The sequence below is a fragment of the Nakamurella sp. A5-74 genome (assembly GCF_040438885.1).
GTDB lineage: Bacteria > Actinomycetota > Actinomycetes > Mycobacteriales > Nakamurellaceae > Nakamurella.
Map to the genome: position 1 here is coordinate 4,055,537 of NZ_CP159218.1, position 26,461 is coordinate 4,081,997.

Below are 26,461 nucleotides of genomic sequence, written 5' to 3' on the forward strand. Positions count from 1 at the left end.
CGACCGCCACGGCTGGCGAAACGCCGATATCCACCCTTGGCTGGCTCGAAAAGGTGCTGGAACGCCGTTTCGCACGGGTCTGGGGCACGACGGCGGGGACGGGTAGGAGAGGGCGGTCAGAAGCCGGAGCCCAGCTCCTGGCCGAAGTAGCCGATCGCTCCCTCGCGACCCGGCGGCCCGATCACGGTGCCGTACAGGAACACCACCCCTTCGTCGACCCGGTCCCAGGGCGACACGGTGGTCGCGGTGAAGCCGGGATCATCGAAGGTGCCGCGCCGACTGAACCGCCCCCACTGCCACGTCCGATGCAATCGGGCGATCACCTCCCCGTCGCGCAACACCATGGCGCGGCGATCGGTGCGGTGGACGTAGCGGTACTCCCGGCCTGCGAGGTACAGCGTCCTGGTGTGCGAGCGCCGACGGAACGGCGATTTCTTCAGCGGCGCGCACTCCACGGGCACGCCATCGACAGGGGTGACGATGCACGGCCGATCGCCGGGTACCCGGCCGTCCCTGAACAGCGAGTCGAAGAACTTGCCCAGCTTCCCGGGAGCGGTACTGCCGAAATCCACGGTCACCAGGAACTGCGGCGTGCCGTCGGGCGCCAGCACTTCGACCCCGCGCACTCCGTCGGTCTGGTATCGGCGCACCGTCCAGCCGGGCATCGTCGTCATCCAGCGACCCCAGCCGGCGCACCCGGCTCGATCGGGCGATTGCCGGGAACGCTCAACGGGTCCAGGTGACCAGGTCGTGTGCACCGTCGGGCCTGGCCGCTTCGGCGTACCACCGCACCACACCCTGGAATTCGACGGCGCTCGCATAGCGCAGGGCGGCGTCGGTCAACCCGTGCGGATCCACTTCGCGCGCCGGATCCTCCGACTGCCACCGCAGGTCGGGGACGGGACGGTACCGCTCGCCGTCCCACCGGGCCAGCCCGGAGGTCTCGAACCAGTTGGAGTCCGCATCCGGACGCCCGTCGTAGATGACGTCGGGCACCACGGAGCCGCCGGGGATCACCGCAGCGATGCGTGCGCCGCGTGCATCCCACGACCCGACGGTCGGACGCAGCACCTCACCGTCGTCCCGCCAGTCGAGACCATCGGCCGAGCTGAACAGCCGGCTCGTCATCCGGTCCTCCTCGCCCTGGTCGGTGAGCGGGTGGCAGCAGACGAACATCCGCCAGGGCCGCTCGGTGTCCGCTTCCTGACGCCAGAGCACCGGGTCCTTGACCGCCATCACCTCGGTGCCCGGCACCGCGATTGCTCGTACGCCCGACGGCAACTGCGCGACGGACGCAGCGGTGAGGGTGTCGATCCACCAGTGCTTGGACTGCCGGGTCGCACACGAGAGGTAGATCCGGACGCTGCCGTCCGGCAGGAAAGCCAGAGCCGGCCGCTCGAACGACTCTGCACCGAAGGCGTCCCGGTCGATCCGGCAGACTTCCTGGAACGTCACCCCGTCGACAGAGCTGGCGACGAGCACACTCACCCCGCGGCCATCGGCGAGCGGCCGCCGGGAGCGCCAGGTCAGGTACACCGCCCCGTCGTGCACGACTGCCGACGCCGCACCCGACCAGTTGCCCGGACCGGATCCCGGCGCCGGCGCCACGACCGTCGCACCGGTGCCCGGGTAGCGATAAGGGTCGGTCACACCCCGTTCGCCCGCCGGCGTCGCGCGACCTCGGCCAGCACGACGCCGGCCGCGACGGATGCGTTGAGCGACTCGACACTGCGCGACATCGGGATGGAAATCGTTGCATCGCAGACGGTCCGGGTGAGCCGGGCCAATCCGCGACCCTCGGATCCGACCACCAGCACCAGCGGATCGGTGGCCAGCTCGAACGAGTCGGTGTCGATCGTGCCGTCGGCGTCCAGCCCGACGACCATGATTCCGCCGTCGGCCCACTCCTTGAGCGTGCGGACGAGGTTCGTGCAGCGCGCGACCCGCAGCCGGGCCGCGGTGCCGGCGGAGGTGCGCCAGGCCGAGGCGGTCATACCGGCGGATCGACGTTCCGGAACGAGCACTCCGTGCGCACCGAACGCCGCGGCCGAGCGGACGATCGCCCCGAGGTTGCGGGGATCGGTGACGCCGTCCACCGCGACCAGCAGCGCCGGGGCGCCGGACTCCTGGGCGATCTTCAGCAGATCGTCCGGATGCGCGTAGGTGTACGGCGGCACCTGCAATGCCAGGCCCTGGTGGATCGCGCGATCCGTGAGTCGGTCGAGCTCCGGACGCGAGATCTCCAGCAGCGCAATACCTTTGCCGGCCGCTGTCTGGATCGCTTCGGTGACCCGGTCGTCGGCCTGCAAGCCCTGGGCGACGTACAGCGCAGTGGCCGGGACACCCGCCCGCAGGGCCTCGACCACCGGGTTGCGGCCGACCACCGTCTCCGGCAGCTCCTTGGCCCTCCGGGTGGCGACCCGGCTGCCGTTGTCGGCGCGCTTGGCAGCCAGCGCAGAGCGGCGCGCCGCCGGATGCCCGGTGCGCTCGGTGGCGGCCGGGGTCGGCCCCTTGGGCTTCAGCGCCCGGCGGGCCTGCCCGCCGGAGCCGACCGCCGCACCCTTCTTGCCCTTGCGGATCGCACCGCGTCGTTGTGAGTTGCCGGCCATGTCAGGACCTTCCGATCGTCCAGGTGGAGCCGGATGCGCCGTCCTCGACGACGATCCCGGCAGCGGAGAGTTGGTCCCGAATGGCATCCGAGCGGGCGAAATCCTTGCCGGCGCGCGCATCCCGGCGGGCCTGCAGCAGCTGCTCGACCAGTGCGGCGAGCACGGCATCCGTCTCGGAGGCGGCGGTGCCACCCTGCCACGCGGGGTCGTACGGGTCGAGGCCCAGCACCGCGAGCATCGAGCGCACGCTGGAGGCGATCGCGTGCGCCGCCTCCTCGTCACCGCCGTCGAGCGCGCTGTTGCCTGCATGGACGTGGTCGTGCACCACCGCGAGCGCCCGCGGGACGCCGAGATCGTCGTCCATCGCCGTCACGAAGTCGGCGGGCAGGTCCTCGTCGATCGTCACCTCGCCGAAGCGATCGGCGACCCGTCGCACCAGTCCCTCGATCCGCCCGAACGCCTTGGCAGCGTCCTGCAGCGCACCTTCGGAGTACTCGATGGAACTGCGGTAGTGAACGCTCAGCAGGTAGTAGCGCAACTCGATCGCCCGGACGAGCTGGGTGATCGCTTCGACAGTCATGGTGTTGCCGAGCGACTTCGACATCTTCTCGCCGGCCTGGGTCACCCAGAACGAGTGCATCCAGTGACGCGCGAACGGGAGGCCCGCACCGTGCGACTGGGCGGCCTCGTTCTCGTGGTGCGGGAACACCAGATCGAGACCACCGCCGTGGATGTCGAAGGTGTCGCCCAGGTAGGTCCGCGCCATCGCCGAGCACTCGATGTGCCAGCCGGGGCGCCCTGGTCCCCACGGGGAGCTCCAGTGCGGTTCACCGGGTTTCGCGGCCTTCCAGAGGGTGAAGTCGGCAGCGTCGCGTTTGCCCTTGCCCCCGGACTCGCCCTGCGAGAGCTCGTCGATCTTCTGACCGGACAGGAAGCCGTAGTCGTCCTGGCTGCGCACCGCGAAGTAGACGTCGCCGTCGGCGGCATAGGCAGCGTCCGTGCGGATCAGCTCGTCGATCAGCTCGACGATCTGCGGGATGTGCCCCGTGGCCCGGGGTTCGATGGTCGGTGACAGGCAGCCGAGGGCCCGGTAGGCATCCGAGAACAGCTGCTCGTTGAGCGCGGCATGGGCCCACCAGGGACGTCCTGCTTCGGCGGCCTTGGCGAGAATCTTGTCGTCGATGTCGGTGACGTTGCGGACCTGGGTGACGTGCATCCCGGACCACTCCAGCCACCGCCGCAGGACGTCGTAGACGATGCCGGCACCACGCAGGTGGCCGATGTGCGGAGCCGACTGCACGGTCGCGCCGCAGTGGTACAGGGTGACCTCGCCGGCAACGAGCGGCACGAAGGGCCGCACGCTGCGGGTAGCGGTGTCGTAGAGGTGCAGGGTCACGACAGACCATTCTACGGACAGCCACGAGCGCTGCCGACCGTTCATCCCGGCGAAGTCCCAGGTCTGCGCCACCGTCATCGGACCAGGTCATCGTTTTCTCGACTGGCGACATCGCGTCACCCGTCGGATGCTGAGCATCTCGGCGGGCCGGCGAGCACCCTCCCGGTGGTCGAGCGAGCGCAGCGAGTCGAGACCCACCCGCGCCCGATCAATGACGTGAGCCCAGGAGCAACGATGGTCCACCGCCCGACCCGAGCCCGCCGCCTTCTCGCCACCGTCGCAGTCGGTGCCGTGGTCGCCGCCGGCCTGATCGGCGGGGCCGGGGCGTCCCAGGCCCAGTCGCCGGCGCTGGCCGCGCCCATGGCCTCCGGGACGGACAAGCTCAACGACGTCTACTACACGTTGCAGCACAATACGTTCGACTACGGCAGCACGCTCACCGGCTGGCTCGATCAGGGCCTGCGATCGGTCGAGCTGGACATCATCGACAAGGAGGACTGGGAGAACGACGCGAACGGTCCCTACGTCTCCCACGACGGTTCGTCGGCGAACAAGAACTGCAGCGCGAACCCGGACCGGCTCGGCAACTGCCTCCGCGACCTGGCCGCCTGGCAGACGAGCCACCCCGGCACCGGGCCGCTGATCGTGTTCGTGGACCTCAAGGCGTCGTGGGATCCGGCGAACGCCTGGCAGGCCGACGAGGTCGATCTGCTGGACGCGAAGGTCCGCAGCATCCTCGGCAGCCGGATGTACACCGCTGCCGAGCTGTTCACCTATGCCACCGGCAACGCCTGGACTCCCGGCGGGACCACCTTGCGGAACGCCGTCAACACGGCGGGCTGGCCGGCACTCTCGGCCCTCGACAACCGCATCGTGGTCGCCTACACCGGCGGCCGGATCGGCTTCGCCAACCAGACCCAGAGCGACGGCATCGCCCACATCCTGGCTGCGTCCCGGCTCCCGTCCGGCTTCTTCTGCCCGGACGTCGAGGCCGATCCGAGCGAGCTCGATCCGGGCGCGACGGTCGACGGGATGACGCTCGCCACCTCACAGGTGGCGGTCTGCAGCAACCTCAAGTCGCAGGACAACTATCAGGTGACAGCCAACCGGTCGGCGACCCGCAAGCAGTTGCTGCACCTGTGGGGCGATCACGTCTTCGGCGCCGACTCGGCTGCGTACAACATGCTTGCCGTCGCCCATGGGGCCAGCGCCATCGGTCGCGAATCCGACGCCGTCGACACTCATCGCGGTCTGATCCCGCCGGTCGGCAAGCGCCGATCGCTGCCCGGCTACTTCCAGCTGCGACCGGACTCCGCACCGGCAAACTGCCTCACGATCGACGGCGCCGGCACCTCCAACGGCACCGCCGCCAAGATCGCCGCCTGCTCCAGTTCGACGGCCCAGCGGTTCGTCTGGACCGCCGAGGGGCAGCTGCGACCCCAGCACGACAACCCCGGCTGCCTGGACATCTCCGGCGGTACTGCGGGCGCCGGCAAGAAGATCCATCTCTGGGACTGCGACGGCGGCGACAGCGAGAAGTGGACGATCGACGCGACCGGGGTGGTGCGCGCCTTCACGAGTCAGTCCTGGTGCCTGACGATCGCCGGCGGCGGCAGCTCGATCGGGACGCAGTTCACCACGGCGACCTGCTCCGGCACCGCCGGTCAGAAGTTCACCCTGACCCCGGTCGCCGGCTGGGCGCAGACCAACTTCTGACCCGGTCGCCGGACGGGATCTCGACACGCTCGTCCCTCGCTGCTCGATCACCGGATGCGCTTGTCGATCGCCGCCAGTCCGGCGGACGTGTCCTGGCCGATCTCGACACGCTCGTCCCTCGCTGCTCGATCACCGGATGCGCTTGTCGATCACGCCAGTCCGGCAGTCGTGTCCTGACCCGATCTCGACACGCTCGTCCCTCGCTGCTCGATCGTTGTGGATGCGATGGTCGCAGCGAAGGCGTCAGCGGTCGCTCCGACGATTCGGTCGCCCCATGGGCACGGGCTGTTCGCCGGCCGGCCACGTGATGGTCACAATCCCGCAGAGAGTCTTGACAGCGAGCCCTCCGAGCACCGAGCATGCATATTGCTGCGCGTATCTGCGTGTTTGCATTCAACTTAGAGCACGGAGGCGCTTGTGAAGAAGTCCGTCCCCCTGATCGCAGTACTCGTTGCCGGTGGTCTCACCGTCAGCGCCTGCGGGTCGAGCAGCACCCCTGCCGCCAGCGGCACCACCACCCCGGCTCCGACCTCGTCGGCCGCCGGTAGCCCCACCTCGGATGGCGAGAGCTCCGGTCCCACCGGAAGTTCCAGCGCCGGCGGCGGTGAAGCCCTGCCTGCCACCACGATCTCCGTGCTGGCTCCGTCCTACGCCGATTCCAGCGAAGCCGACTGGAAGACCATCATCGGTGCCTTCAAGAAGGTCCAGCCGAACGTCACCGTCGACCTGCAGATCGAGGCGTGGGACGGGTTCTCGGACAAGGTTGCGGCCCGTATCCAGGCCCAGGACATGCCGGACATCCTGAACGACAACAACTACGGCGAATCCGCCGACGATCTGCTCTACCCGGTCAATGAAGTGATGAGCCCCGAGACGCTGGCCACCATCGAGCCCGCACTGCTCAAGAACGGCGTCGGCACCGACGGAACCCAGTGGGCCGCACCGGACATCGCCACCTCGCGGCTGCTGGTCTACAACACGGACCTGTTCAAGAAGGCGGGCATCAGTGCGCCGCCCAAGACCTGGACCGAGATGGAGGACGCAGCCACCAAGCTCAAGGCCATCGGTGTCGCCGGCTACGGCATGCCGCTGGGCAAGGAGGAGGCACAGGCCGAATCCACCCTGTGGCTGTGGGGCGCGGGCGGTACCTGGATCGACGGTGAGGGCCTCAAGGCCGACACCCCTGCTGCCGCCGAAGGTTTCACCGAGATGAAGAAGTTCATCGACGGCGGCCTGACCCAGGCGAACCCGGGTTCCTCGAACCGTCAGGATGTCGCCGATCTGTTCAACCAGGGCAAGGTCGGCATGTACGTCTCGCACTCGGGCCTGACCGCGACGACCCGCGACAAGTTCAAGGACATCAAGTTCGCGGAGACCCCGATCCCGTCGAAGAGCGGAACCCCGGTCGGCTACGGCGTCACCGACTTCATCCTCGCGTTCAACAACAAGGACGAGGCTCGCAAGGCCGCGACCAAGTCCTTCCTGGACTTCTTCTACCAGGAGGCCCAGTACGGACCTTGGTACAAGGGCACCGGTCTGCTGCCGGCGACCACCGACGCGATCGCCTCGGCCACCACGGACGACGCGGTGAACGCGCCGTTCTACCAGGCGCTGAAGACCGTCCAGTTCACCCCGAGCGGCTACAAGCAGTGGTCCGCCCTGCAGAGCGCGCTGCAGGCCACGGCCGGCAAGCTGCAGAGCGCGTCCGCCGCGGATGTCCTCAAGGAGATCCAGGCACAGGTCGACGCGGCCGGCTGATCCGGCCTGCCGTCCGACACCGGATCCACGGATCCTGCTGCTCACCTCGCTGCCGCGGGAGCATCCCGCTCCTGCGGCAGCGCGGTGTCGGGGTGCTCCTACGATCGGGATCGCCCTTCATGAACCATCACCTGCCCTGTGCCCCGGTGTCGTTGGGCGCTCGGGGTGATCACCGAACTACTGCTGCGCGAAAGGGACGACGGTGACGTCGGTAACGACAGAAGCGACATCCAGCCCCCCGACCGAGCGGGCCCCTGCACCCGACAAGAACCGCGGCACCAGCGGGTTTGCCCGCTTCGGGATGGCGCTGCCCTGGCTGCTCCCGGCGATCGTGCTGATCGCCGCCGTGGTGCTCTATCCGGCCGTGCTCATGGTCTACAACGCCTTCCGGAAGTTCTCCAAGTACGGCTTCGAGCAGGGTGCTGCCGGTTGGAACAACTTCGAGACCGCTCTCACTTTCCCCGGCGTGCCGGTCGCCCGCATCATGCTCAACACCGTCGTCTGGGTCGTGGTCGTCGTGATCGCCACCCTGCTGATCTCGCTGGGCCTGGCACAGTTCCTCAACAAGACCTTTCCCGGCCGCAAGATCGTCCGGCTCGCGATCGTCATCCCATGGGCCGCATCGGTTGTCATGACGAGCTCGGTGTTCCTCAACGCTCTCGATCCGAACTACGGCCTGTTCAGCGACATCCTGCATCGGCTCGGGCTGCTGGACTCCGGCACTGCGCTCACTCAGGACCCGACCACGGCGTTCTGGCTCGCCGTCGTGGTCGCCGTGTTCGTCTCCCTGCCGTTCACCACGTACACACTGCTGGCCGGACTTCAGGCCGTCCCCGGCGACGTGCTGGAAGCCGCGCACGTCGACGGCGCGTCCGCCGGACAGCGCTACCGCCAGATCGTGCTGCCGATCATCCGGCCGGCGATCGCGGTGGCCGCCCTGGTCAACATCATCAATGTCTTCAACTCGCTGCCGGTGCTGCAGATCCTCAACCGGACCCCCGGCTACAACGAAGGCCTGACCACCACCCCGCTCGTCTTCGCCTACAAGAGCAGCCTCGGTCCCGGCGTCTCATCCGCGCTCTCGGTGATCAACCTGCTGTTCTGCATCGTCATCATCGCGATCTACCTGATCACCGTCCGCCCCACCAGGGAGCAGTGAGATGAGCACCCCCACCCTCGCCCCGATCCCCGCGCCGGAAGATGCTGCGGCGCAACGGTCCCCCCGGAACTCGCGGGCTTCCCGCGCCGGATCGTCCACCGGACCCAACGCCCGGCCGAATCCGATCGGCATCATCATCGGCGCCGTGGTGATCATCGGTGTCTTCGTCGCGCCGTACGTCGTGATGTTGCTCGGATCGCTCAAGACGCAGGCCGAGATCACCAAGATCCCGCCGCCCTACGGCCTGCCGTCCGGGCCGCACTTCAACAACTACGTGGACGTCTGGTCGTCCTCCGTCGCTCCGCTGAACGGTCTGGTCGCCACCGTGGTGATCTCGGTCGGCGCGACCCTGCTGGTGCTGCTGGTGGCCACCCCCGCCGCGTACTACCTGGCACGATTCCGCTTCCCCGGTCGGTTGGCCTTCCTGCTGCTGGTGCTCATCACCCAGATGTTGCAGCCCACCGTGCTGGCGATCGGCCTGTTCAACGAGTTCAAGTCGTGGACCGGGCACGGCAGTTGGGCTGCACTGATCCTGGTGAACGGCGCCTTCAACCTGGCGTTCGCGATCTGGATCATGCAGGCGTTCTTCGCCTCCATCCCCAAGGAGATCGACGAGGCGGCCGTGGTCGACGGCGCCGGTCGCTTCCAGGTGCTGTTCAAGATCTCACTGCCGTTGGTCTGGCCGGGCATCGTGACCGCCGTGGTGTTCGTGTTCGTCAACTCCTGGAACGAATACGCGGCTGCCTCGGTGCTGGTGCAGGACAACGCGCTGCAGCCGCTGACGGTGTCGCTGCCGAAGTTCTTCGGGCTGTACGTCAAGGACTGGCAGTACGTGTTCGCCGTGGCCACGGTCGCCATCGTGCCTGTCGTCATCCTGTTCGGCTTCATCGAGAAACGGCTCATCGGCGGGCTGACGGCCGGCGCCGTCAAGTAGCACCGCGGCGTTGTTCCGGTGGTCGAAGGGGTCGAGGCCCGATTCACCACGGTGCGGGATCTCGACGTGCTCGTTCCTCGGTTGATCGATCACCGGAACCGGTGGTCGAGCGAGGGAGGAGTCGAGTCACACCGGGCTCTGACTCACTGCTTGCGCATGCATGCTCGCTGAGCCGCTATACTGAGCATGATCAATCACGAGGAGCCGCTGATGTCCATGACCGAAACCCAGGCACCTGCCGCACACGTGCTCGCGGAGATCGCCAGTCAGCCGGGGTGCTGGCAACGCGCGATCGATCTGCTGCCGTCGGTGGCCGCGACCCTCCCCCAGCCGGGCCAGCGGGTCGCGGTGGTCGGCTGCGGGACGAGCTGGTTCATCGCTCAGTCGTATGCCGCAGCGCGCGAGCAAGCCGGCCTCGGCGAGACCGACGCCTTCGCCGCTTCCGAGTACCCCGCTGGTCGTCACTACGACCTGGTGCTGGCGATCACCCGCTCCGGCACGACCACCGAGGTGCTCGAGCTGCTGGACTCGCTGCCGGACGATCAGCGCACCAGCATCATCGTCGGCGATCCGACCTCTCCGGGCGCCACCGCCGCCGATGGCGCTGTGCTGCTGGACTTCGCCGACGAGCAGTCGGTGGTGCAGACCCGTTTCGCGACCACCGCCCTGGTGCTGTTGCGGGCCTCTCTCGGTGAAGACCTGTCCGCCCTGCTGGACGACGGTCGGGCGGCTCTGGACGCCGATCTGCCGGAGGGCTGGGAAACCAAGCAGCAGTTCACCTATCTGGGCCACGGCGCGTCCGTCGGGCTGGCCCATGAGGCGGCCCTCAAGATGCGGGAAGCGGCCATCGCGTGGGCCGAGAGCTACCCCGCCTACGACTACCGGCACGGCCCGATCGCGGTCGCCGAGGAGCACACCCTGGTGTGGATCTTCGGGTCGGAGCCGGACGGGCTGACTGTGCAGATCGAATCGACCGGCGCATCCGTCGCACACCTGCCCGCGGTCGATCCGCTGGCCGAGCTCGTGCGCGCCCAGCGTCTCGCCGTCGAGCTGGCCCTGCACCGTGGGTACAACCCCGACCAGCCTCGGCACCTGACGCGCTCGATCATCCTGGAGCCGTGACCGCCGGGCCGCGGGTCCCGACCGGGATCAGGGGTCGCGGCGGGACGGGCGACGGTTCTCGCCGAGCAGCTCGCGGCCGGCGCCCAGGCGCACCGCGGTGTAGGACGCGGCCAGCATCGCCATCACCACGACCATCACGATGAACACCCAGAGCGGGAGATGATGGTGCTCGGCCAGCTCGTAGGTCTCCTTGGTGGCGATCAGCAGTGCTCCGCCCGCGACGAAGATCCACCCGTTGGCCTTGTGCATGTAGGTGACCATCGTGCGGAGGTCCCCCGGGCTCAGCGTCGCCATGAACGCATCGCGGTACTGGCGGGAGCGCCTGCGCTGCAAAACGTATCCGAGCGGCGGGACGAGCCACCACCACGGCGAGATGTGTTCGGGTTCGGCGACCCTCGAAGCGATCGCAGCGAGATCGGGACCGCGTCTGCGTTCCTCGTCCAGCTCCAGGGCGGCCTGGTAGACGGGGCCGGCGAAGAGCAGCCAACGCCCAGGAATCCGCACCACAGGATGAGTTCGTGCACACTCGCAGATCCCAGGGCAGCGCGCTCATGCCAGCCCCGCCCGTCCACCCGGACCGACCCGTTACCGTGGGAAGTGCGCACCACCCGCGGCACCCGATCCACTCGACAACCCTGGAGCCCTGAATGCCGTTGTCCGGCAGCGACCTGCTCGTCACCGCCCGTGCCGCAGGGGTCGGCGTCGGGGCGTTCAACGTCATCCAGATCGAGCACGCCGAAGCACTGGTCGCCGCCGCTGAACAGGTGGAGCTGCCGGTGATCCTGCAGATCTCGGAGAATGCAGCCCGCTATCACGGGGCATTGGCCCCCATCGCCCTCGCCACCCGCGAGATTGCCGCTGCCGCAACGATTCCGGTGGTGCTGCACCTCGACCATGCGATGGACGAGGAGCTGGTGGACGAGGCGATCACGCTGGGCTTCACCTCCGTCATGTTCGACGGGGCGCACCTGCCCTGGGCGGAGAACGTGGACCGCACCGCAGCCGTGGTCCGAAGGGCCCACGACGCCGACGTCTGGGTGGAGGCCGAGTTGGGCCAGGTCGGCGGCAAGGACGGTGCGCACGCCCCTGGGGTGCTGACGAAGCCGAACGAGGCGGCAGCGTTCGTCGCCGCGACCGGCATCGACGCGCTGGCCGTCGCGGTGGGTTCCTCGCACGCGATGACCGAACGCACCGCCACCCTGAACCTCGAGCGCATCGCTGAGATCGCCGCCGCCGTACAGGTACCGCTGGTGTTGCACGGCTCGTCCGGGGTGGCTGATGTCGCCATCGCCGCCGGTGTGCAGGCCGGGCTGACTAAGATCAACGTGTCAACGCACCTGAACAAGGTGTTCACCGCTGCTCTCCGAGAGAGTCTGCGGGACAACGAGTCCGTGGTCGACCCGCGGAAGTACTTCGGCGCGGCTCGGGCTGCGCTGACTGCCGAGACAGCGCGGTTGATCCGCGTCATCCACGGCTGAGCCCGATGTCCTCGCTCCGGCTGCGCACCGTCATCGACGCCTCGCCCGAGGCATGTTTCGAGCTGTCGCTGTCGGTCGATGCCCACACCTCCTCGATGCGCGCCTCCGGTGAACGCATCGTCGACGGGGTGCGATCGGGGGTGATGGCGCTCGGCGACACCGTGACCTGGCGGGCTCGGCACTTCGGAGTGCCGTGGACCATGACATCGAAGATCACCGAGTACGAGCGCCCGACGATGTTCGTGGACGAACAGGTCCGAGGGCCGTTCCGGAGCTGGCACCATCGTCACCTGTTCCGGCCGTTCGACGGCGGTACCGAGATGATCGACGAGGTGCAGTTGCGTTCTCCGCTCGGCATTCTCGGGCGTTTCGCCGATCGCGCCGTCGTGCGTCATTATCTGCACGGCCTGCTGAAGACCCGCAACGAGTGGTTGCGTCAGGAGCTCCAGCGTTCGGCATGATCTCGCGCCTCCGGTGATCCCTTCGCCTCACCCCCCGCTGATCGGGAGGAAACAACGGTCGCGGGACAATCACCCCGTGACCACCGATCAGTCCGTCCACCTCGAGGGCGTCCCCCACGACCACCCCGACGCGGTCGCCCTCCGAGCCGCGATGATCGCGGAGGTCTCCGATCTCTACGCCGCACTGCGCGACGAGGTCGGTGATGCGCGCACCAATCGGATCGATCCCCGGTCTGTGGTCGTCACGCTGGTGGGTCGGGTGGGCGACCGTCCTGTTGCACATGCTCTGGTGCGGCGGCTGGGGGAGGATCTGGAGATCAAGCGCATGTTCGTCGTGCCCGATCTGCGGGGACGTGGAACCGCCGACGCCCTGATGTCCGCACTGTTGAGCGAGGTCAGGGACCGGGGCGCAGCGCGCGTCATCCTGCACACCGGCGACCGCCAGATCGCTGCGGTGCGGATGTTCGAGCGTCACGGATTCACCCCGATCCCCGTCTACGACCCGTACGGGGACGTGCCGGGTTCGCTGTGTTTCGAGAAGGTTCTCTGACGCCGGTGGATCCGGTGATCCGCACGCTGCGGACCTGCTCGATCGGCGTGAGAACTACTGCCCCAGGGCGAGGCGGGCGTACGCGAGGGACTGCCGGACGTCGTCGAGCCGGGCCTTCTTCGAGAGCCCCCGGGTGTTGATCTCCAGGCAGACCGAACCGTCATATCCGTTGCGCACCAAGGCCTCCAGCACCCAGGTGCCTGGTTGCGTCCCGCGTCCGGGGACCAGGTGTTCGTCGGACCCGGAGCCGGAGCCGTCGGCGAGGTGCAGGTGCCCGAGCCGGTCCCCCATCGCCTCGAACAGCTCGATCGCATCGATCCCGGCGGTGGCGGTGTGCGACAGGTCGAGGGTGAACCACCGATGGTCGTAAGGAACCGGATTCCAGTGCGGGCGATAGGCATTCATCGAGAAGCGACCCCGGCCGACGGTCAACGGGAACATGTTCTCCACCGCGATCCGTACCTCGGTACGTGTCTGCAGCTCGGCGACGGAACCGGTGAAGTCCGCGGCGGCAGCCCGCTGCCAGACGAAGGGTGGGTGCACCACCACCACCCGTGCCCCTACGCGTTCCGCCAGCTCGATCGACCGGCTCAGCTTGACGAGCGGATCCACTCCCCACACCCGGGCCGAGATCAGCAGGCACGGTGCGTGGATCGAGTCGATGGGCATCCCGTGCCGGGAGCTGAGCTCCTGCAGGATCTCGGCGCGTTGGGTGAGCGGGTCGGCCGTCACCATCACCTCGACGCCGTCGTAACCGGTCGCGGCGGCGGTCTCGAAGCCGGCGGCCAGGAGCTCCGGGTACACCGATGCGGTCGACAGGGTGACGCGGATCGGCGGCCGGGGTGCCCTGCCGTGCGGATAGCCGGGGCGTTCGGAATCGCTCACGCGAACGCCAGATGGTCGAGGCGGCGCAGGATGATGCCCTCCCGGAGCGCCCACGGGCAGATCTGCGCGACCTCGACATGCAGCGCCGTCATGGTTGCCTGGGCGATCAGTGCGCCGGTGGCGATCTGACCGGCTCTGGTGGACGAGACACCATCGAGCTGGGCGATGTCATCGGCCGCCATCCGCTGCAGGAAGGCGGTCACCTGGCGCAGCGCGGTGAGCGTCAGCTGCCGGGGTGCGCGCATTCCGTCCCTGCTGGGTGCCGCGCCGGTCAGTCGGGCCAACGTGCGGAAGGTCTTGGAGGTGGCCACGACGGTGTCGAACGGACCTGCTGCAGCGATCTTGCGTGCCGGCGCGGTGAGGGTGCGGCCGAGCCAGTGGTGCAACGCTTCCACTTCGCTGCGGTCGGGTGGATCCGTCGGTAGGCGCTCCCGCTGCAGACGCCCTGCACCGAGGGGCATCGAGACGGCGACCTCGGGCTCCTCGTCCTGCCCGGCAGCCAGTTCCAGCGACCCGCCGCCGATGTCCATCATCAACATCGACCCGGCGCTCCAGCCGTACCAGCGGCGGGCGGCCAGGAACGTCAACCGTGCCTCGTCGGCCCCGGAGAGCACCTGCAGGTCCACCCCGGTCTCCTGCCGGACCCTGGCGAGCACCTGGGCGGAGTTGGTCGCATCGCGGACAGCTGAGGTAGCGAACGCGAGAAGCTCACCACAACCGAGTTTGCGGGCGGACCGCTGGTACGTGCGCACACAGTCGAGCAGCGCATCGGCGCCGGCCTGGGTCAGTGCGCCGCCCCGATCCAGGTGCTGAGCCAGTTTGAGCGGCGACTTCTCCGACAGCTGTGGAGTGGGATGCCCGCCGCGGTGGGCGTCGACGACCAGCAGGTGCACCGTGTTCGAACCGACGTCCAGAACACCGAGTCGCATGCGCTCACCCTAGTCCGTGCCTCGAGCTGCCCCCGCGGGCGGCGAACCGACCACCTGGGCCGCGAAGGTGGGCCGCAAACGACCGTCACGACCGCGAAGGTGGGCCACAAACGACCGTCACGACCGCGAACCCGGGCCGCAAACGACCGTCACGACCGCGAAGGGTGGGGTCAGGCCTCGAGCTTGTAGCCGAGGCCGCGCACCGTCACCAGATGCCGGGGGTTGGCCGGGTCGGGTTCGATCTTGGCGCGCAGCCGCTTGACATGGACGTCCAGCGTCTTGGTGTCGCCGACGTAGTCGCTGCCCCACACCCGGTCGATCAGCTGACCGCGGGTGAGCACCCGGCCGGCATTCCGCAGCAGGTACTCCAGCAGGTCGAACTCCTTGAGCGGCAACGGGATCTCCGCGCCACCGACGCTCACCACGTGCCGCTCGACGTCCATCCGGACGGTGTTGACCTGCAGCACCGTCTCCTCGATGTCCTCGGCCTCGATGCCGCGTCGGAGCACCGCCCGGATCCGGGCGATCAGCTCGCGGGCGCTGTACGGCTTGGTGACGTAGTCGTCGGCGCCGAGCTCCAGGCCGACCACCTTGTCGATCTCCGAATCCCGCGCGGTCACCATGATCACCGGCACGGATGCCCTGGCGCGCAACTGTTTGCACACCTCGGTGCCGCTCATCCCAGGCAGCATCAGGTCCAGCAGGACGATGTCGGCGCCGTTGCGGTCGAACTCGACGAGAGCCGCCGGCCCACTATCCGCGACGGTGGTGTCGAAGCCCTCGCGCTTGAGCAGGAACGACAGCGGCTCCGACATCGACTCCTCGTCCTCGACGATCAAGACTCTGGTCACGATGCTCCTTCGGTTCGGACTGCTGGGGTGAGCGCGGCGAGCCGCGCAGGGCCGACCGGATGCGCGGTGTCCGCCCCGGGGTCATCGCCCGCGAGCGCGGGCAACTGGAGGGTGAAGGTGGACCCGGTGCCGACCTTGCTCCACAGCAGCGCCCGGCCGCCGTGGTTGGCCGCGACGTGCTTGACGATCGCCAGACCGAGTCCGGTGCCACCGGTGGAGCGGGAGCGCGCGGGGTCGACCCGGAAGAAGCGTTCGAAGACCCGCCGCTGGTGCTCGGGTGCGATCCCGACGCCACGGTCGGTGACCGAGATCTGGATGCCGTCCGCCGTCCGGCGACGGGCCACCGAGACGGAGGTGTGCGCGGGCGAGTAGCTGATGGCGTTGTCGATGAGGTTGGTCAGCGCCGTCACGAGCAGGGTCCGATCACCGCGCACCAGTAGGCCGCTCGGGGTGTCGGTGACCACGTCGATGCCGGCGCTCTCGGCGCTGGTGGCCAGCCGGCCGATCGACTCGGAGATCACCCCGTCGATCTCGACGACGGCCAGATCCTGGACGTGGATGCCGCCCTGCAGCCGGGACAACGCGATGAGCTCGCCCACCAGGGCACCGAGCCGGGTGGCCTCGCGGAGCATCTTCGCCGAGAAGTGCCGTACCGCTTCCTCGTCGTCTGCAGCATCCAGCACAGCCTCTGCCAGTAGGGCCATCGCACCGACCGGGGTCTTGAGCTCGTGCGAGACATTGGCGACGAAGTCGCGCCGGATGGTCTCGACCTGTCGCGCTGCGGACTCGTCGACCACGCTGATCAGCACCCACTCCTGAGCGAGGGGTTCCACCACGGCCCGTACGACGGCGTCCGCGTCACCGGCGGGCGGCGGGTCAAGGTGGCCGAGTTCGACGTCGATGGGTTCGCCGGAGATCACGGTGCGCTCGATCGCTGCGGCGATGCGGCTGTCGCACATCCCGGCCCGCACGGCCCGCAGTTCGACGGCGCGGGCGTTCGACAGCAGCACGTTGCCGTCGAGATCGGTCACGACGAACCCGGTGTCGGAGTTCCGCACCACTTCGGCGGCCAGTTCGGCATCGGCGGGCACGGGATCTTCGCGGAGCGCATCGGCCCGGCGGATCAGCATCGCGGCCAGCAACCAGCCGATGAGGAGTCCGGCGACTCCCACGGCGAGATATCCGACCCACGGCACCCGCTCATCGTAAGGTCGCCCCCGAACAGCCCCCGACCACGAACGGTGCACGCAGCTGAGGGTTCATCCGGAGTTTGCGCAGCCGTACATCCGCAGTTCACTCCTGCGGGGGCGGCCCGAACGAGGCCGGTGGGCGAGGGGCCGTCGAGGTCAGGTGCGGCGGACGAGGTAGACGAACTCCCGGCCCAATCGATCCGGCGCCTCACGGATGTCGTGGACGATGAAGCCCTCAGCCTCGAGCGAGGCGGTGAGTTCGTCGCGACTGCGGAATCGCAGGGTGGAATCCGAGGTCAGCTCGGTGTCATCGTCCGCCGGATCCTCAGCCGGAAATCGGTAGCTGTGGCGGAAGGAGACGAACGGCAGGTCGACGGCCGTGACCTCCCTGCGCTGTTCGACGAGCCCCACCCCCGGCACCTCTGCGCGCACGGGATCGGTCTGCACCGCCCATTCCTCCCAAGCTCGCCGTTCGGGACGCCTGCTCTCGAAGACGAAGAACCCGCCGGGGCCGAGCGCGTCGCGCACGTCTCGCAGCAGCGCTGCCCACTCGTCGTCGGCAAGCACGGCCTGCGCGGCGTTGCCTGTCATGAAAACGAGGTCCGCAGCAGCATCGGCGGGGATCGCGGAGGAAGAGCCGTCGATCCAGGTGACCGTGTCCGCGGCCGGCTTCGCCCTGGCGACGTCGAGGGATGCTCCGGCCGGATCGACGGCGATCACCTCCCGTCCGGTGGCCGTCAGCAACAGTGGCAGGCATCCGGTGCCGCAGCCGAGATCGACGATCCGCCGGGCCTCGAGCTCGTCGGCGATGGCCAGGTACGCGTCGAGGTCGTCGCGCGGCCCGTCGAAGGTGTCGTAGATCCGCGCCAGGCGCGGGTGGGCGAAGATCGGATCCGGCATCCGGCGATGGTAGGAACTCCCGGCCCCGATGGCGACCGAGTTCCTGCTCGAGCGCACGAGAAGGAGCGGGCCACGGCCCGGACAGACATCGGGTGGATCGGTCAACAGCGCGCTGGGTCACGACAACCGGACGTTCCGGCTGGGCTCTGAACTGACCATCCGGCTGCCCACCGATGACGGCTACGTCGCCGGAGAACTCAAGGAACAGGCGTGGTTGGCGCAACTGGCCCCGCAGCTTCCGCTACCGATCCCGGAGGTCGTCGGCCAGGGTGTTCCGGCGCCGGAGTTCCTCCGGCCGTGGTCGGTGCGCCGCTGGATCGCCGGCGAGACCCCGACGCTCGCGCGCATCGACGACTTCGCCCGGTTCGCCGGCGATCTCGCGGCTTTCCTCACGGCGCTGCGCGGTGCCGGGACGACCGGAGCTCCCGCTGCGGGCGTGCAGAGTTTCCATCGCGGCGCCCATCCTCGCGCCTACGACGACGAGACCCGGTCGACGATCCAGCACCTCCGCGACGAGATCGATGTGCCCCGGGTGACGGCTGTCTGGGAGCGTGCCCTGGACTCGGAGTGGCCCGGCGCGCCGGTCTGGTTCCACGGCGACGTCGCCCGCGGAAATCTGCTGGTGGCCGGAGGTCGACTCGGCGGCGTCATCGACTTCGGAACCAGCGGGGTCGGGGACCCGGCCCTGCGACACGGTGATCGACTGGACCTTGCTGCCCGACGACGCGGCGCGGTGCTACCGGGACGTGCTCGGCCTGGACGACGACAGCTGGGACCGCGGTCGCGGATGGGCGCTGTGGAAAGCGCTCATCACCATCGCCGAGCACCGCGACAGCGATCCAGCGATCGCCGACGAGGCACGCGGCGTAATGCGGCGGGTACTCGACCGAGCCTTCTGACGGTTCAGGTGCGGGCAGCTCAGTTGCGGGCAGCGCCGAGCTTCCAGTAGCCGGAGAACAGCACGTCCGTGCGGGCGACTCCGCGCTGGCTGGGCAGACGTCAGCGGCGGCGGAACAAGCCGCGTCCCGACAGACGCATCACCACATCTCGTTCCGACCGCCGCCGGATGTGAGCAGGTACCGTGAACACCTGCTGAGGTAAGGCTGTCCTTAGTTCAAGTCAGCCACAAGAGCACGCCGTGCGCGATGCGCCCGCAGCACCACGTCATGGGTGTGTCCACCACCGCCGGTCGGCATGTCCCGAGGTCGCCAGGTGTCGATCCGGACGTGCCAGTCCTCGGTGAGCAGCGCCCCGACCAGATCCGTCGGACCCACGTAATCCGCGGGGTCGAACCCGTGTGAGCGTGCTGCTGCGCCGCCTGGATCGGCGTGGTGGACCACCAGCAGGACCCCGCCCGGAGCCACCGCGGCCAGGAGAGCGCGCTCGCACTCGTGACCCGTCGAGCTCGGCAACGCCGGGTAGTGCGCGGAGACCAGGTCGAACCGATCACCCAGCGATGCTTCCACCAGGCCGGTGCACATCCAGGCCACCTCGACACCTGCCCGAGTCGCAGCATGTGCTGCACGGTCCAGGGCCACCTGCGACACGTCCAGTGCGGTCACCGCCCAGCCCTGCTCGGCCAACCAGACCGCGTCCGCGCCCTCACCGCAGCCGACATCCAGCGCGCGCCCTGCCGGAAGCCCGCTCACCTCAGCACGGAGCGATCCGTTGGCCCGGCCGCTGAACAGGCGGTCGGAACTGCTGAAGCGCGCGTCCCACTCGACGGCCACCGCTTCAGCGGATGGTCGGCGATCGTCGTGCGAATGCTGGTGTGAGTCGGTCATGTCTGCACAGTGCATGAATCACTGCGTGACCTGCAAGGGCGTTTGCTGATATGGCAAACCAGCGCGGCCTGCGCTCAACGGCGACATCAATGCGGCGCACGACACCGACTCCCGGACCGTGACGAGAGGATGGCCCCCGATCGCCGAATCCGCAGGTACTCCTGCAGGAACGTCGATCGAGGGCCATTTTCTCGTCAACCGAGCTCGGGACCCGGCGCACCCCCGGCCTTCCGAGGTCAGCGTCCCTGGTTGGCGACCGCCTGGACCGCGGCGGCCGCGGCCGCTGCGTCGAGGTAGGTGCCGCCCGGCGTCAGCGGCTTGAGCTCGGCGTCGAGTTCGTAGACCAGCGGGATCCCGGTCGGGATGTTCAGTCCGGCGATGGTGGCGTCGTCGATCCCGTCGAGCAGCTTGACGGTGGCACGTAGTGAATTGCCATGCGCCGCAACGAGAACGGTCTTGCCTGCCTTGAGGTCGTCGGCGATCGGACCGTACAGGTACGGCTCGAGGCGGGTGACGACGTCGGCAAGGCACTCGGTCTGCGGCGCGTCGGCACCGAGATCGGCATACCGGGGATCGCCGGCCTGCGAGTACTCGTTGTCGGCGCTGATCGGCGGCGGCGGCACGTCGTAGCTGCGACGCCACAGCATGAACTGCTCCTCGCCGTACGTCTGCAGCGTCTGCTTCTTGTCCTTGCCCTGCAGGTCGCCGTAGTGCCGCTCGTTGAGCCGCCAGTGCCGACGGACCGGGATCCAGTGCCGGTCTGCAGCGTCCAGGGCGAGGTTGGCAGTCGAGATCGCCCGGCGCAACAGAGAGGTGTGCAGCACGTCGGGCAGCAGATCGCGCTCCTTGAGCAGCTCGCCGCCCCGGGTGGCCTCGGCCTGACCCTTCTGCGACAGCGGCACGTCCACCCAGCCGGTGAACAGGTTCTCGGCATTCCACACGCTCTCGCCGTGGCGGAGCAGGATCAGTGTGCTGGTCATACCGCCCATCCTGCCTCACCCGGCTGGATGGCCCACCGGGCGAGGTCAGGACGTGCAGTTGTCAGATCTTGCCGGTACGGATCGGGTCAGATCCCAGCAGCTGCACCGCTGCAGTCGCCGCCGAGCTGCCGTGTGCCGTCCGCTGCCGCTGCACGAGCTCCTCGGCCAGGGTGAGGGTCGAGGTCCGGGTCTGCTGGACGGTGTCGACCTCGTACTCCCAGGTGGAGAAGATGGTGACGACGTTGCCCTGACGGAACACCAGCTCCGTCTCCAGACCCGGGGAGCCCTTGACGGTGCGCCAGTAGGCGTCGTCACCGACCCCGGTGGCCAGCTTCACCGACAGGCCCTCCGCCTCCACCCACTGCGGGCTCACCTTCAGCGCGCGGAGGTAGTTGAGATCGCGGGTCAGCGCGCGTGAGGCCGTGGCCGCATCGGGGTAGGCGAATGTGCGCTGCTCGGTGAGGTGACCGAACGGGAGGCCGGCGTTGGATGACGCGCGGTAGCGCACCACGGCGGACGCGACCGCGGACTGCCGGAAGTTGCCGAGGTGGTACGGCGAGCCCGATCCGGTCGAGGCAGCCGGAGCGCTCTCGCGCACCACCGAGATGCGCTTGTCGCCACGGGTGGATGCCACCCATGCGCGCTGCGCCTGCGCCTTCGTCACCAGGTCGCCGACCTCGACCTGCTTCGAGATACGCTGTGCCACAGCAGCTTCGGCGGCAGCAGATGAACTGGCCGTGAGCATCGACTGCGCTGCAGAGACCGGCGCGGCCCCGGCGGGCAGGCTCATCGCCACCACCAGTCCTGCCGCGATCCCGGTGATTCCTGTTGCCCTGCAGATCGTCCTGATCATGACGGTGCTCCTTCGCTCATCGGGTGCCACGAGGTGTTCCTCGTACGTCAGCAGGACGCCTGGCACCGATACGGGTTGCGTGAGGGGGAAATTGGTCTGCATCAGGGCACGGTGCAACGCCCGGCGCCCGGAGCTTCGTCCGGTCGGTGGGAGTCGACGCAGTCAGGCGTTCGGCCGTCATCGAAACGGGGACAATGATGAAAGAGCAACGGGTCGGACACACCGGAGTCCGATGGGGACGTCGAGCGGGCGGAGCGTCAGCCCTGCTGACGGTTCTGGTGATGGCATCCGGGTGTGGAGATCGGAACGTCAGCTCGGCCCCGCCGCCGAGCGAGTTGACGATGGGCTCCGTGACGATGTCGGCAAGTCCCACAGCCCCACCTTCATCGCTCGCAGGGTCCTCGACTCCCCCACCGGAGTCGCCGACCGACGTCGGTGAATCCGGTTCGATCGTACAACGACTCTCAGGCCGCACCTTCGCGTTGCGTAGCACCTTCATCGACGGTGGTGCACAGAATCTGATGAGTCGGGGCCTGGAGTTCACCATGTCGTTCGCCGGGGCGACAGCGACGGTGACCGGCGACTGCACGCTGCGCTACACCGTCTCACCCCTCGAGAACTCGGAGCGGCTCCAGCTGGGCGAACCGGACGGGGAGGCCTGTGCCGTCGGAGAGAACCCGAAGGGACCTCCGGTCGGCGACCTCGGGGTGTCGCTGAAGGGGTCACGTCTCGTGCTCGGCAACGACACGGCGTGGATCTTCGAGGAGACCGGTTGAGTCGTTGACCCTCAGGCTTCGATCAGGTGCCGGAACGCCTGCAGGTTCTTGGCCGACTCGCCGTTCGCGGTGCGCCAGGCCCATTCCCGCCGGATGGCCGAGGCGAAGCCGCGCTCCAGGATGAGGTTGAAATCGTCATCACTGGTGGCCAGCACGAGACCGAGCACGGTGTCGATCTCCTGCGTCACCCGGTCCGCCGGAATCCCGGACCGTCCCAGCCGCCCGACCAGGTGGATGTCGCCGAGCTGGTCGAGGGCGTAGGCGATGGTGCGCAGCGAAGCGTTGCGCTGCAACAGGAATCGGTAGACACCCTCGGCGTTCTCGTCGGGTTTGCGGCACACGAAGCTCTCCACCAACAGCTCGTGCGTCCCCACCGACAACCAGACCAGCGTCTTGTGCTTGCGCTCCCCCGGCAACGTCACCAGGAACGAGGCGCCGTCCGGCTCGGTGTGGAACCGCACGTCCAGCTCGGTCAACGCGGCCGCGACGCCCTGCGCTGACAGGACGTCCGGGCCGGCCATCAACGGACCCACTTGAAGGCGACTACCGGGAGGATCACTCGCAGAATCGGTCTCCAGCGAGCGAAATAAGCCTCGAGCTGCCGATTCATCTTCATTGGCGACCAGTTCTGTGAGCACGGGGTCGCGCACCCTGACTGTCGCCGGCAGAACACGTGGGTGTCGGGTACATCTTCCGATGATAGGCGCGGCTGTCGGCGACGTACCCCTGCGAGGATGTGCCGATGGACCGAGCGACGCTGATCCATGTCGAGCTCTCCGACGCGGAGCGACAGATGTTGATCGCCGCGCTACTTCGGTGGGGTGGTCCGGCGGCACCGACCGAATCGCCCAGCACAGCCATGGGTTTCCACGGGTTGCCCACGTTCGGGCAGGAGTTCGCGTGACTGGGTTCAGCTCTTGGAGCCCCACGCTCCGCTGGCCTCCGGTGGCCGGCGGCGCCTGGTGCTGGCAGCGGAGATCGTCTTCGTCAGCGACGTGGTGGGCGCCGGCGTCGAGTCTGGTCGATCGCCTCCATCGTGTTGAGCGCGACCGCTCTCACCAGCCTCGCGCTCTTCGCCTACGGACTCGTGCGGTGGCTGATTCCCCGCCGGTGAGACCCGGGCCGGGCATCTGGTCAGGCGCGCCGGCAGGTCAGTACCAGGGCTGTCCCACGCATCACTCGGGAAGTCGTCGACCGGGCCGATGAGTACCTCCACCGGGACCTCGAGGTCCCCGGCGATCTTGCCGCTGAACGAGCGGGCCCTTGCGTAGCCGAAGGTGGACAGATGAGACCCGACCGCGTTCCGCCCCTTCAGGACCGCCAGGATTCCGGGATACTGCCGTTCGAGGGCGACCTGCTTCTCCCACCTGCGCCACGCGGCCAGGACGTCGTCCCGACTGGGCGACGGCGCGATCTCCCACAGCCCCAGCAGACCCTCCGTGATCTCGATGTCGTCCCGCCCTCGGAGCAGCAACTCCTGCACGACGACGCGGATCTCGGTCAGCGCGTCCGGGCCTTCCTGCAACAACGTGCGCCACAAGCCCCGGACCTCGTCGACCGCCGCCACCAACGCATCATCCGGAGCGTCCTTGCCCGGCGCCGGCGACATCACTCAGCCCGCGCTGTAGCGCTGGTCGGCTTGCGGGTCGTACAGCGGATCAGTTCTCGCGTGGAGTCGGGCCACTCTCGTCCGGATCACAGCGCCGACAGCGTCTGCCACTCGTCCCAGCTGTAGCCCCAGTCGTAGATGTAGTCCTTCGCGCTGATCTGGACGCTGGTGCCGCTCACCTCGACCGGGTCGCCGTAGATGACCGTGTCGTAGAGCTCCTTGGCGTCCACCCCGCCCAGGTTGATGCAACCGTGCGAGACGTTCTGCACGCCCAGCAGCCCCGCCTGCTCCACCTTCTCGTTCTCGTGGATGAACTCGCCGTTGTTGTTGATGCGGATCGCCCAGCGCTCGAGCAGGTTGCAGTAGCCGTACGCGGGGTTGCACATCTTGAACGTCGGATAGGTCTTCTGGACGATGTGGATACCGCTGACCGTCGTCCGGCCGGGGACGGACTCCTTGCCGTAGGAGGCCTTGTAGTTGCGGAAGACGGCGCCGTCCTTCATCACCACGAGACGCATCGTGGACACCTCCGCCCTCATGATCAGCGACCGACCGATGGTGAAGTTGCGCACGAGGTCCTCACGGCCCCAACCGTTTCCGTAGTTGACCCCGGAGAGGTTCGCAGTCAGCTTCACCTTGGTGTTCGCCGGCCAGTAGTCCTTCGTCCGGTAGTGCGCCTGGGAGCACACGCCCTCGCCCGCTGAGAACTCCTCGTCGGCGAGCCACCCCCAGCTGCCGGGGATGTCCTTCTTGTCGGTGGTCACCTCGAGCGCCTTCTGGGCTGCCGCCTTGTCCTGGACGGCCGGGCAGAACGTCACCGAGATCGGGGCACCGACGCCCACCGTGCCACCTTCGGGGATCTGCACGGCGGTCCGGACGGTGTCTGCAGGATTGACCGTGGAGAGCTTGCCGCCGATCTTCTTCGTGGTCCCGTCCGGCGCCGTGGCCGTCCCGGCGAAGTTGTAGGTCAGGCCGTAGGCGAGGCGGTCCTTCACGGTGAAGATGGTCTTGTCGGCGGAAACCTCACCGGCGACGGGAGTGCCGTCGCTGGCTTCGACCTTCATCGCGCTGATCGTGCCGGAGAAGACGGTGACGCTGATCGGATCGTTGGGGCCGATGTCCTTCTTGCCGAACTCCGGGTTGGAGATCACCTGGATCTGCGCGGCGAGCCCGGGTCCCTTCGAGGTGGGCTGCGCGCTGCCGACCGTGGAGGGTGCGTCACTCGACGGTTGGGCGACGCCACCGCCGACGGCACTGCTCGGCTGGCCCGGGGTGACGGTGGTCCGGACGACAACCACCTCCTCGTGGGCGCACGCCGTCAGCAGCAGGGCGGCCAGCGGCACGAGGGCGATCAGACGGGTGCGACGGCGCAGCGCTGGCAGCAAGCTCATCCCGACGACGATACCGGGGGTTCATGAGAGCTCCCGGGAGTGGATCGGTGCAGGTCCGCGAGCTCAGTCGAGCGAGACGCCGATCATCACCGGCTCCGGCTCGAGCCGGATGCCGAAGCGCTGCAGCACGCCGTCACGGATCTCCCGGGCCAGCGTCACCAGGTCGGCCGTCGATGCGCCACCGCGATTGGTGAGCGCCAGGGTGTGCTTCGACGACACGGCCACCCGCGCTCCCGGACCGGGATGGCCTTTGTGGAAGCCGGCGTGTTCGATCAGCCAGGCGGCGGACAGCTTGGTCAATTCACCCGCCGACGAAGTACCTGCCGGGAACGCGGGGAACCCCGTGCCGCCCGTGGCCTCCTCGACCCTCCCGCGCAGTGCCTGCAGTGCGGACGCGTCGATGATCGGGTTGGTGAAGAACGACCCTGCGCTGCGGGTGTCGGGATCGGTCGGATCCAGCACCATGCCCTTGCTGCGGCGCAGTGCGAGGACCGCGTCCCGCACGGCGGTGGGCGGTGCACACTCCCCGGCGTGCACTCCGAGGGTCCTGGCCAGCTCGGCATAGCGGACGATGGTGGCGGTACGGGTCAGCCGGAACGTCACGTCGATCACCACTGCACGGTCCGTGCCCCGCAGCACCGAACTGCGATATCCCAGCTGCAGGTCGGCCGGCGTCATCGTGACCAGCTCGCCGCTCGAGCGGTCGAGCACCGTCACCCGATCCAGGATCTCCGCGATCTCCAGGCCGTAGGCGCCCACGTTCTGAACCGGGGTCGCGCCCATGGAGCCCGGGATCCCGGACAGCGGCGCGAGTTCGGCGTAGCCGTCGGCAGTGAGCTCGGCGACGACTGCATCCCAGTCGAGGCCGGCCCCGAACGTGATCAGATCCGATCCGTCGGGACCGGCAGCCACCCGGCGGTCGATGCCTTCGATGCCGATCCTGATGACGGGCCCCGCGATCCCGGCGTCCGCGACGACCAGGTTCGAACCGCCACCGATCACCAGTGCGCCGGGCTCCGCGGTGCCGTCCCGGACCTCGTCCACGGTGGACGCGACCGCGAACCGCGGGGCCGGGCCACCCAGACCGAGGGTGGTCAGCTGGGCCAACGTGACGGCAGGATGCACGGCGA

28 protein-coding genes are annotated in these 26,461 nt (G+C 68.5%); 11 read left to right on the top strand and 17 right to left on the bottom strand.

Annotation, left to right across the window (positions count from 1 at the left end):
- Positions 1–116: 116 nt before the first annotated feature.
- From ABLG96_RS18590 to cysS, 4 genes are read right to left on the bottom strand one after another with little or no spacing between them, the layout of a single operon-like run.
- Positions 117–674 carry a hypothetical protein gene (locus ABLG96_RS18590; RefSeq protein WP_353648804.1) on the bottom strand — a complete coding sequence of 186 codons (558 nt, stop codon included), beginning with the start codon at positions 672–674 and terminating at the stop codon, positions 117–119.
- Positions 675–726: 52 nt separating this feature from the next.
- Entirely contained in the window at positions 727–1,650 is a 924-nt protein-coding gene (locus tag ABLG96_RS18595; protein ID WP_353648805.1) for a hypothetical protein, read from the bottom strand.
- Positions 1,647–2,609, bottom strand: coding sequence for a 23S rRNA (guanosine(2251)-2'-O)-methyltransferase RlmB (gene rlmB / locus ABLG96_RS18600; protein WP_353648806.1), 963 nt, complete (start codon positions 2,607–2,609; stop codon positions 1,647–1,649). Before rlmB ends, ABLG96_RS18595 begins: the two co-directional genes overlap by 4 nt.
- A gap of 1 nt (position 2,610) precedes the next feature.
- Entirely contained in the window at positions 2,611–4,005 is a 1,395-nt protein-coding gene (cysS, locus tag ABLG96_RS18605) for a cysteine--tRNA ligase (RefSeq protein ID WP_353651583.1), read from the bottom strand.
- A 234-nt stretch (positions 4,006–4,239) separates the two neighbouring features.
- Between cysS and ABLG96_RS18610 the strand changes: the two genes are divergently transcribed.
- From ABLG96_RS18610 to ABLG96_RS18630, 5 genes are all read left to right on the top strand, one after another.
- Positions 4,240–5,721 carry a Ca2+-dependent phosphoinositide-specific phospholipase C gene (locus ABLG96_RS18610; RefSeq protein ID WP_353648807.1) on the top strand — a complete coding sequence of 494 codons (1,482 nt, stop codon included), beginning with the start codon at positions 4,240–4,242 and terminating at the stop codon, positions 5,719–5,721.
- Positions 5,722–6,138: 417 nt separating this feature from the next.
- Positions 6,139–7,479 carry an extracellular solute-binding protein gene (locus tag ABLG96_RS18615; RefSeq protein WP_353648808.1) on the top strand — a complete coding sequence of 447 codons (1,341 nt, stop codon included), beginning with the start codon at positions 6,139–6,141 and terminating at the stop codon, positions 7,477–7,479.
- 202 nt (positions 7,480–7,681) lie between these two features.
- Positions 7,682–8,638: a sugar ABC transporter permease gene (locus tag ABLG96_RS18620; RefSeq protein ID WP_353648809.1), complete on the top strand. Its 957-nt coding sequence runs from the start codon at positions 7,682–7,684 to the stop codon at positions 8,636–8,638.
- A 1-nt stretch (position 8,639) separates the two neighbouring features.
- Positions 8,640–9,572 (top strand): carbohydrate ABC transporter permease, encoded by a 933-nt coding sequence (locus tag ABLG96_RS18625; RefSeq protein ID WP_353648810.1) that lies wholly within the window; start codon positions 8,640–8,642, stop codon positions 9,570–9,572.
- 210 nt (positions 9,573–9,782) lie between these two features.
- The gene (locus ABLG96_RS18630) at positions 9,783–10,694 is read left to right on the top strand and encodes a sugar isomerase (RefSeq protein WP_353648811.1); all 912 of its coding nucleotides are present in this window, start codon (positions 9,783–9,785) and stop codon (positions 10,692–10,694) included.
- 27 nt (positions 10,695–10,721) lie between these two features.
- Here the strand turns inward: ABLG96_RS18630 and ABLG96_RS18635 are convergent, their stop codons facing one another.
- Positions 10,722–11,198: a hypothetical protein gene (locus tag ABLG96_RS18635; RefSeq protein WP_353648812.1), complete on the bottom strand. Its 477-nt coding sequence runs from the start codon at positions 11,196–11,198 to the stop codon at positions 10,722–10,724.
- A gap of 143 nt (positions 11,199–11,341) precedes the next feature.
- Between ABLG96_RS18635 and ABLG96_RS18640 the strand changes: the two genes are divergently transcribed.
- From ABLG96_RS18640 to ABLG96_RS18650, 3 genes are all read left to right on the top strand, one after another.
- The gene (locus ABLG96_RS18640; RefSeq protein WP_353648813.1) at positions 11,342–12,172 is read left to right on the top strand and encodes a class II fructose-bisphosphate aldolase; all 831 of its coding nucleotides are present in this window, start codon (positions 11,342–11,344) and stop codon (positions 12,170–12,172) included.
- 5 nt (positions 12,173–12,177) lie between these two features.
- Positions 12,178–12,633, top strand: a complete 456-nt coding sequence (locus ABLG96_RS18645) for an SRPBCC family protein (protein ID WP_353648814.1) — start codon at positions 12,178–12,180, stop codon at positions 12,631–12,633.
- A 76-nt stretch (positions 12,634–12,709) separates the two neighbouring features.
- Positions 12,710–13,183, top strand: coding sequence for a GNAT family N-acetyltransferase (locus ABLG96_RS18650; protein ID WP_353648815.1), 474 nt, complete (start codon positions 12,710–12,712; stop codon positions 13,181–13,183).
- Between the two features lie 54 nt (positions 13,184–13,237).
- Here ABLG96_RS18650 and ABLG96_RS18655 read toward each other — a convergent pair whose 3' ends face one another.
- From ABLG96_RS18655 to ABLG96_RS18675, 5 genes are all read right to left on the bottom strand, one after another.
- The gene (locus tag ABLG96_RS18655) at positions 13,238–14,068 is read right to left on the bottom strand and encodes a sugar phosphate isomerase/epimerase (RefSeq protein WP_353648816.1); all 831 of its coding nucleotides are present in this window, start codon (positions 14,066–14,068) and stop codon (positions 13,238–13,240) included.
- Positions 14,065–14,997 carry a Ppx/GppA phosphatase family protein gene (locus tag ABLG96_RS18660; protein ID WP_353648817.1) on the bottom strand — a complete coding sequence of 311 codons (933 nt, stop codon included), beginning with the start codon at positions 14,995–14,997 and terminating at the stop codon, positions 14,065–14,067. The genes ABLG96_RS18655 and ABLG96_RS18660 overlap by 4 nt, the downstream gene beginning before the upstream one ends.
- Before the next feature lie 170 nt (positions 14,998–15,167).
- Complete coding sequence (locus tag ABLG96_RS18665) at positions 15,168–15,848, bottom strand: response regulator transcription factor (RefSeq protein WP_353648818.1); 681 nt, start codon at positions 15,846–15,848, stop codon at positions 15,168–15,170.
- Complete coding sequence (locus tag ABLG96_RS18670) at positions 15,845–17,044, bottom strand: ATP-binding protein (protein WP_353648819.1); 1,200 nt, start codon at positions 17,042–17,044, stop codon at positions 15,845–15,847. The genes ABLG96_RS18665 and ABLG96_RS18670 overlap by 4 nt, the downstream gene beginning before the upstream one ends.
- 150 nt (positions 17,045–17,194) lie before the next feature.
- Positions 17,195–17,938: a class I SAM-dependent methyltransferase gene (locus tag ABLG96_RS18675; protein WP_353648820.1), complete on the bottom strand. Its 744-nt coding sequence runs from the start codon at positions 17,936–17,938 to the stop codon at positions 17,195–17,197.
- Positions 17,939–17,966: 28 nt separating this feature from the next.
- Here ABLG96_RS18675 and ABLG96_RS18680 point away from each other — a divergent pair, with 28 nt between their 5' ends.
- A complete protein-coding gene (locus ABLG96_RS18680; RefSeq protein WP_353648821.1) occupies positions 17,967–18,887 on the top strand; it encodes an aminoglycoside phosphotransferase family protein in 921 nt (306 codons plus the stop codon).
- Positions 18,888–19,047: 160 nt separating this feature from the next.
- On the opposite strand, the gene ABLG96_RS18685 is transcribed toward ABLG96_RS18680, so the two are convergent.
- The 3 genes from ABLG96_RS18685 to ABLG96_RS18695 form a co-directional block, all read right to left on the bottom strand.
- Positions 19,048–19,722 carry a class I SAM-dependent methyltransferase gene (locus ABLG96_RS18685; protein ID WP_353648822.1) on the bottom strand — a complete coding sequence of 225 codons (675 nt, stop codon included), beginning with the start codon at positions 19,720–19,722 and terminating at the stop codon, positions 19,048–19,050.
- A gap of 236 nt (positions 19,723–19,958) precedes the next feature.
- A complete protein-coding gene (locus tag ABLG96_RS18690) occupies positions 19,959–20,702 on the bottom strand; it encodes a phosphoglyceromutase (protein WP_353648823.1) in 744 nt (247 codons plus the stop codon).
- Between the two features lie 61 nt (positions 20,703–20,763).
- Complete coding sequence (locus tag ABLG96_RS18695) at positions 20,764–21,555, bottom strand: hypothetical protein (RefSeq protein WP_353648824.1); 792 nt, start codon at positions 21,553–21,555, stop codon at positions 20,764–20,766.
- 521 nt (positions 21,556–22,076) lie between these two features.
- Between ABLG96_RS18695 and ABLG96_RS18700 the strand changes: the two genes are divergently transcribed.
- Complete coding sequence (locus tag ABLG96_RS18700; protein WP_353648825.1) at positions 22,077–22,331, top strand: hypothetical protein; 255 nt, start codon at positions 22,077–22,079, stop codon at positions 22,329–22,331.
- A gap of 11 nt (positions 22,332–22,342) precedes the next feature.
- Here ABLG96_RS18700 and ABLG96_RS18705 read toward each other — a convergent pair whose 3' ends face one another.
- Complete coding sequence (locus tag ABLG96_RS18705; protein ID WP_353648826.1) at positions 22,343–22,852, bottom strand: YbjN domain-containing protein; 510 nt, start codon at positions 22,850–22,852, stop codon at positions 22,343–22,345.
- A 221-nt stretch (positions 22,853–23,073) separates the two neighbouring features.
- Here ABLG96_RS18705 and ABLG96_RS18710 point away from each other — a divergent pair, with 221 nt between their 5' ends.
- On the top strand, positions 23,074–23,235 hold the full coding sequence (locus ABLG96_RS18710) for a hypothetical protein (RefSeq protein WP_353648827.1): 162 nt from the start codon (positions 23,074–23,076) through the stop codon (positions 23,233–23,235).
- Positions 23,236–23,241: 6 nt separating this feature from the next.
- Here the strand turns inward: ABLG96_RS18710 and ABLG96_RS18715 are convergent, their stop codons facing one another.
- The 3 genes from ABLG96_RS18715 to ABLG96_RS18725 form a co-directional block, all read right to left on the bottom strand.
- Positions 23,242–23,940, bottom strand: coding sequence for a hypothetical protein (locus ABLG96_RS18715; protein ID WP_353648828.1), 699 nt, complete (start codon positions 23,938–23,940; stop codon positions 23,242–23,244).
- A gap of 86 nt (positions 23,941–24,026) precedes the next feature.
- Positions 24,027–25,331: an Ig-like domain-containing protein gene (locus ABLG96_RS18720; RefSeq protein WP_353648829.1), complete on the bottom strand. Its 1,305-nt coding sequence runs from the start codon at positions 25,329–25,331 to the stop codon at positions 24,027–24,029.
- A 63-nt stretch (positions 25,332–25,394) separates the two neighbouring features.
- Positions 25,395–26,456 (bottom strand): UDP-N-acetylmuramate dehydrogenase, encoded by a 1,062-nt coding sequence (locus ABLG96_RS18725; RefSeq protein WP_353648830.1) that lies wholly within the window; start codon positions 26,454–26,456, stop codon positions 25,395–25,397.
- Positions 26,457–26,461: the final 5 nt, after the last annotated feature.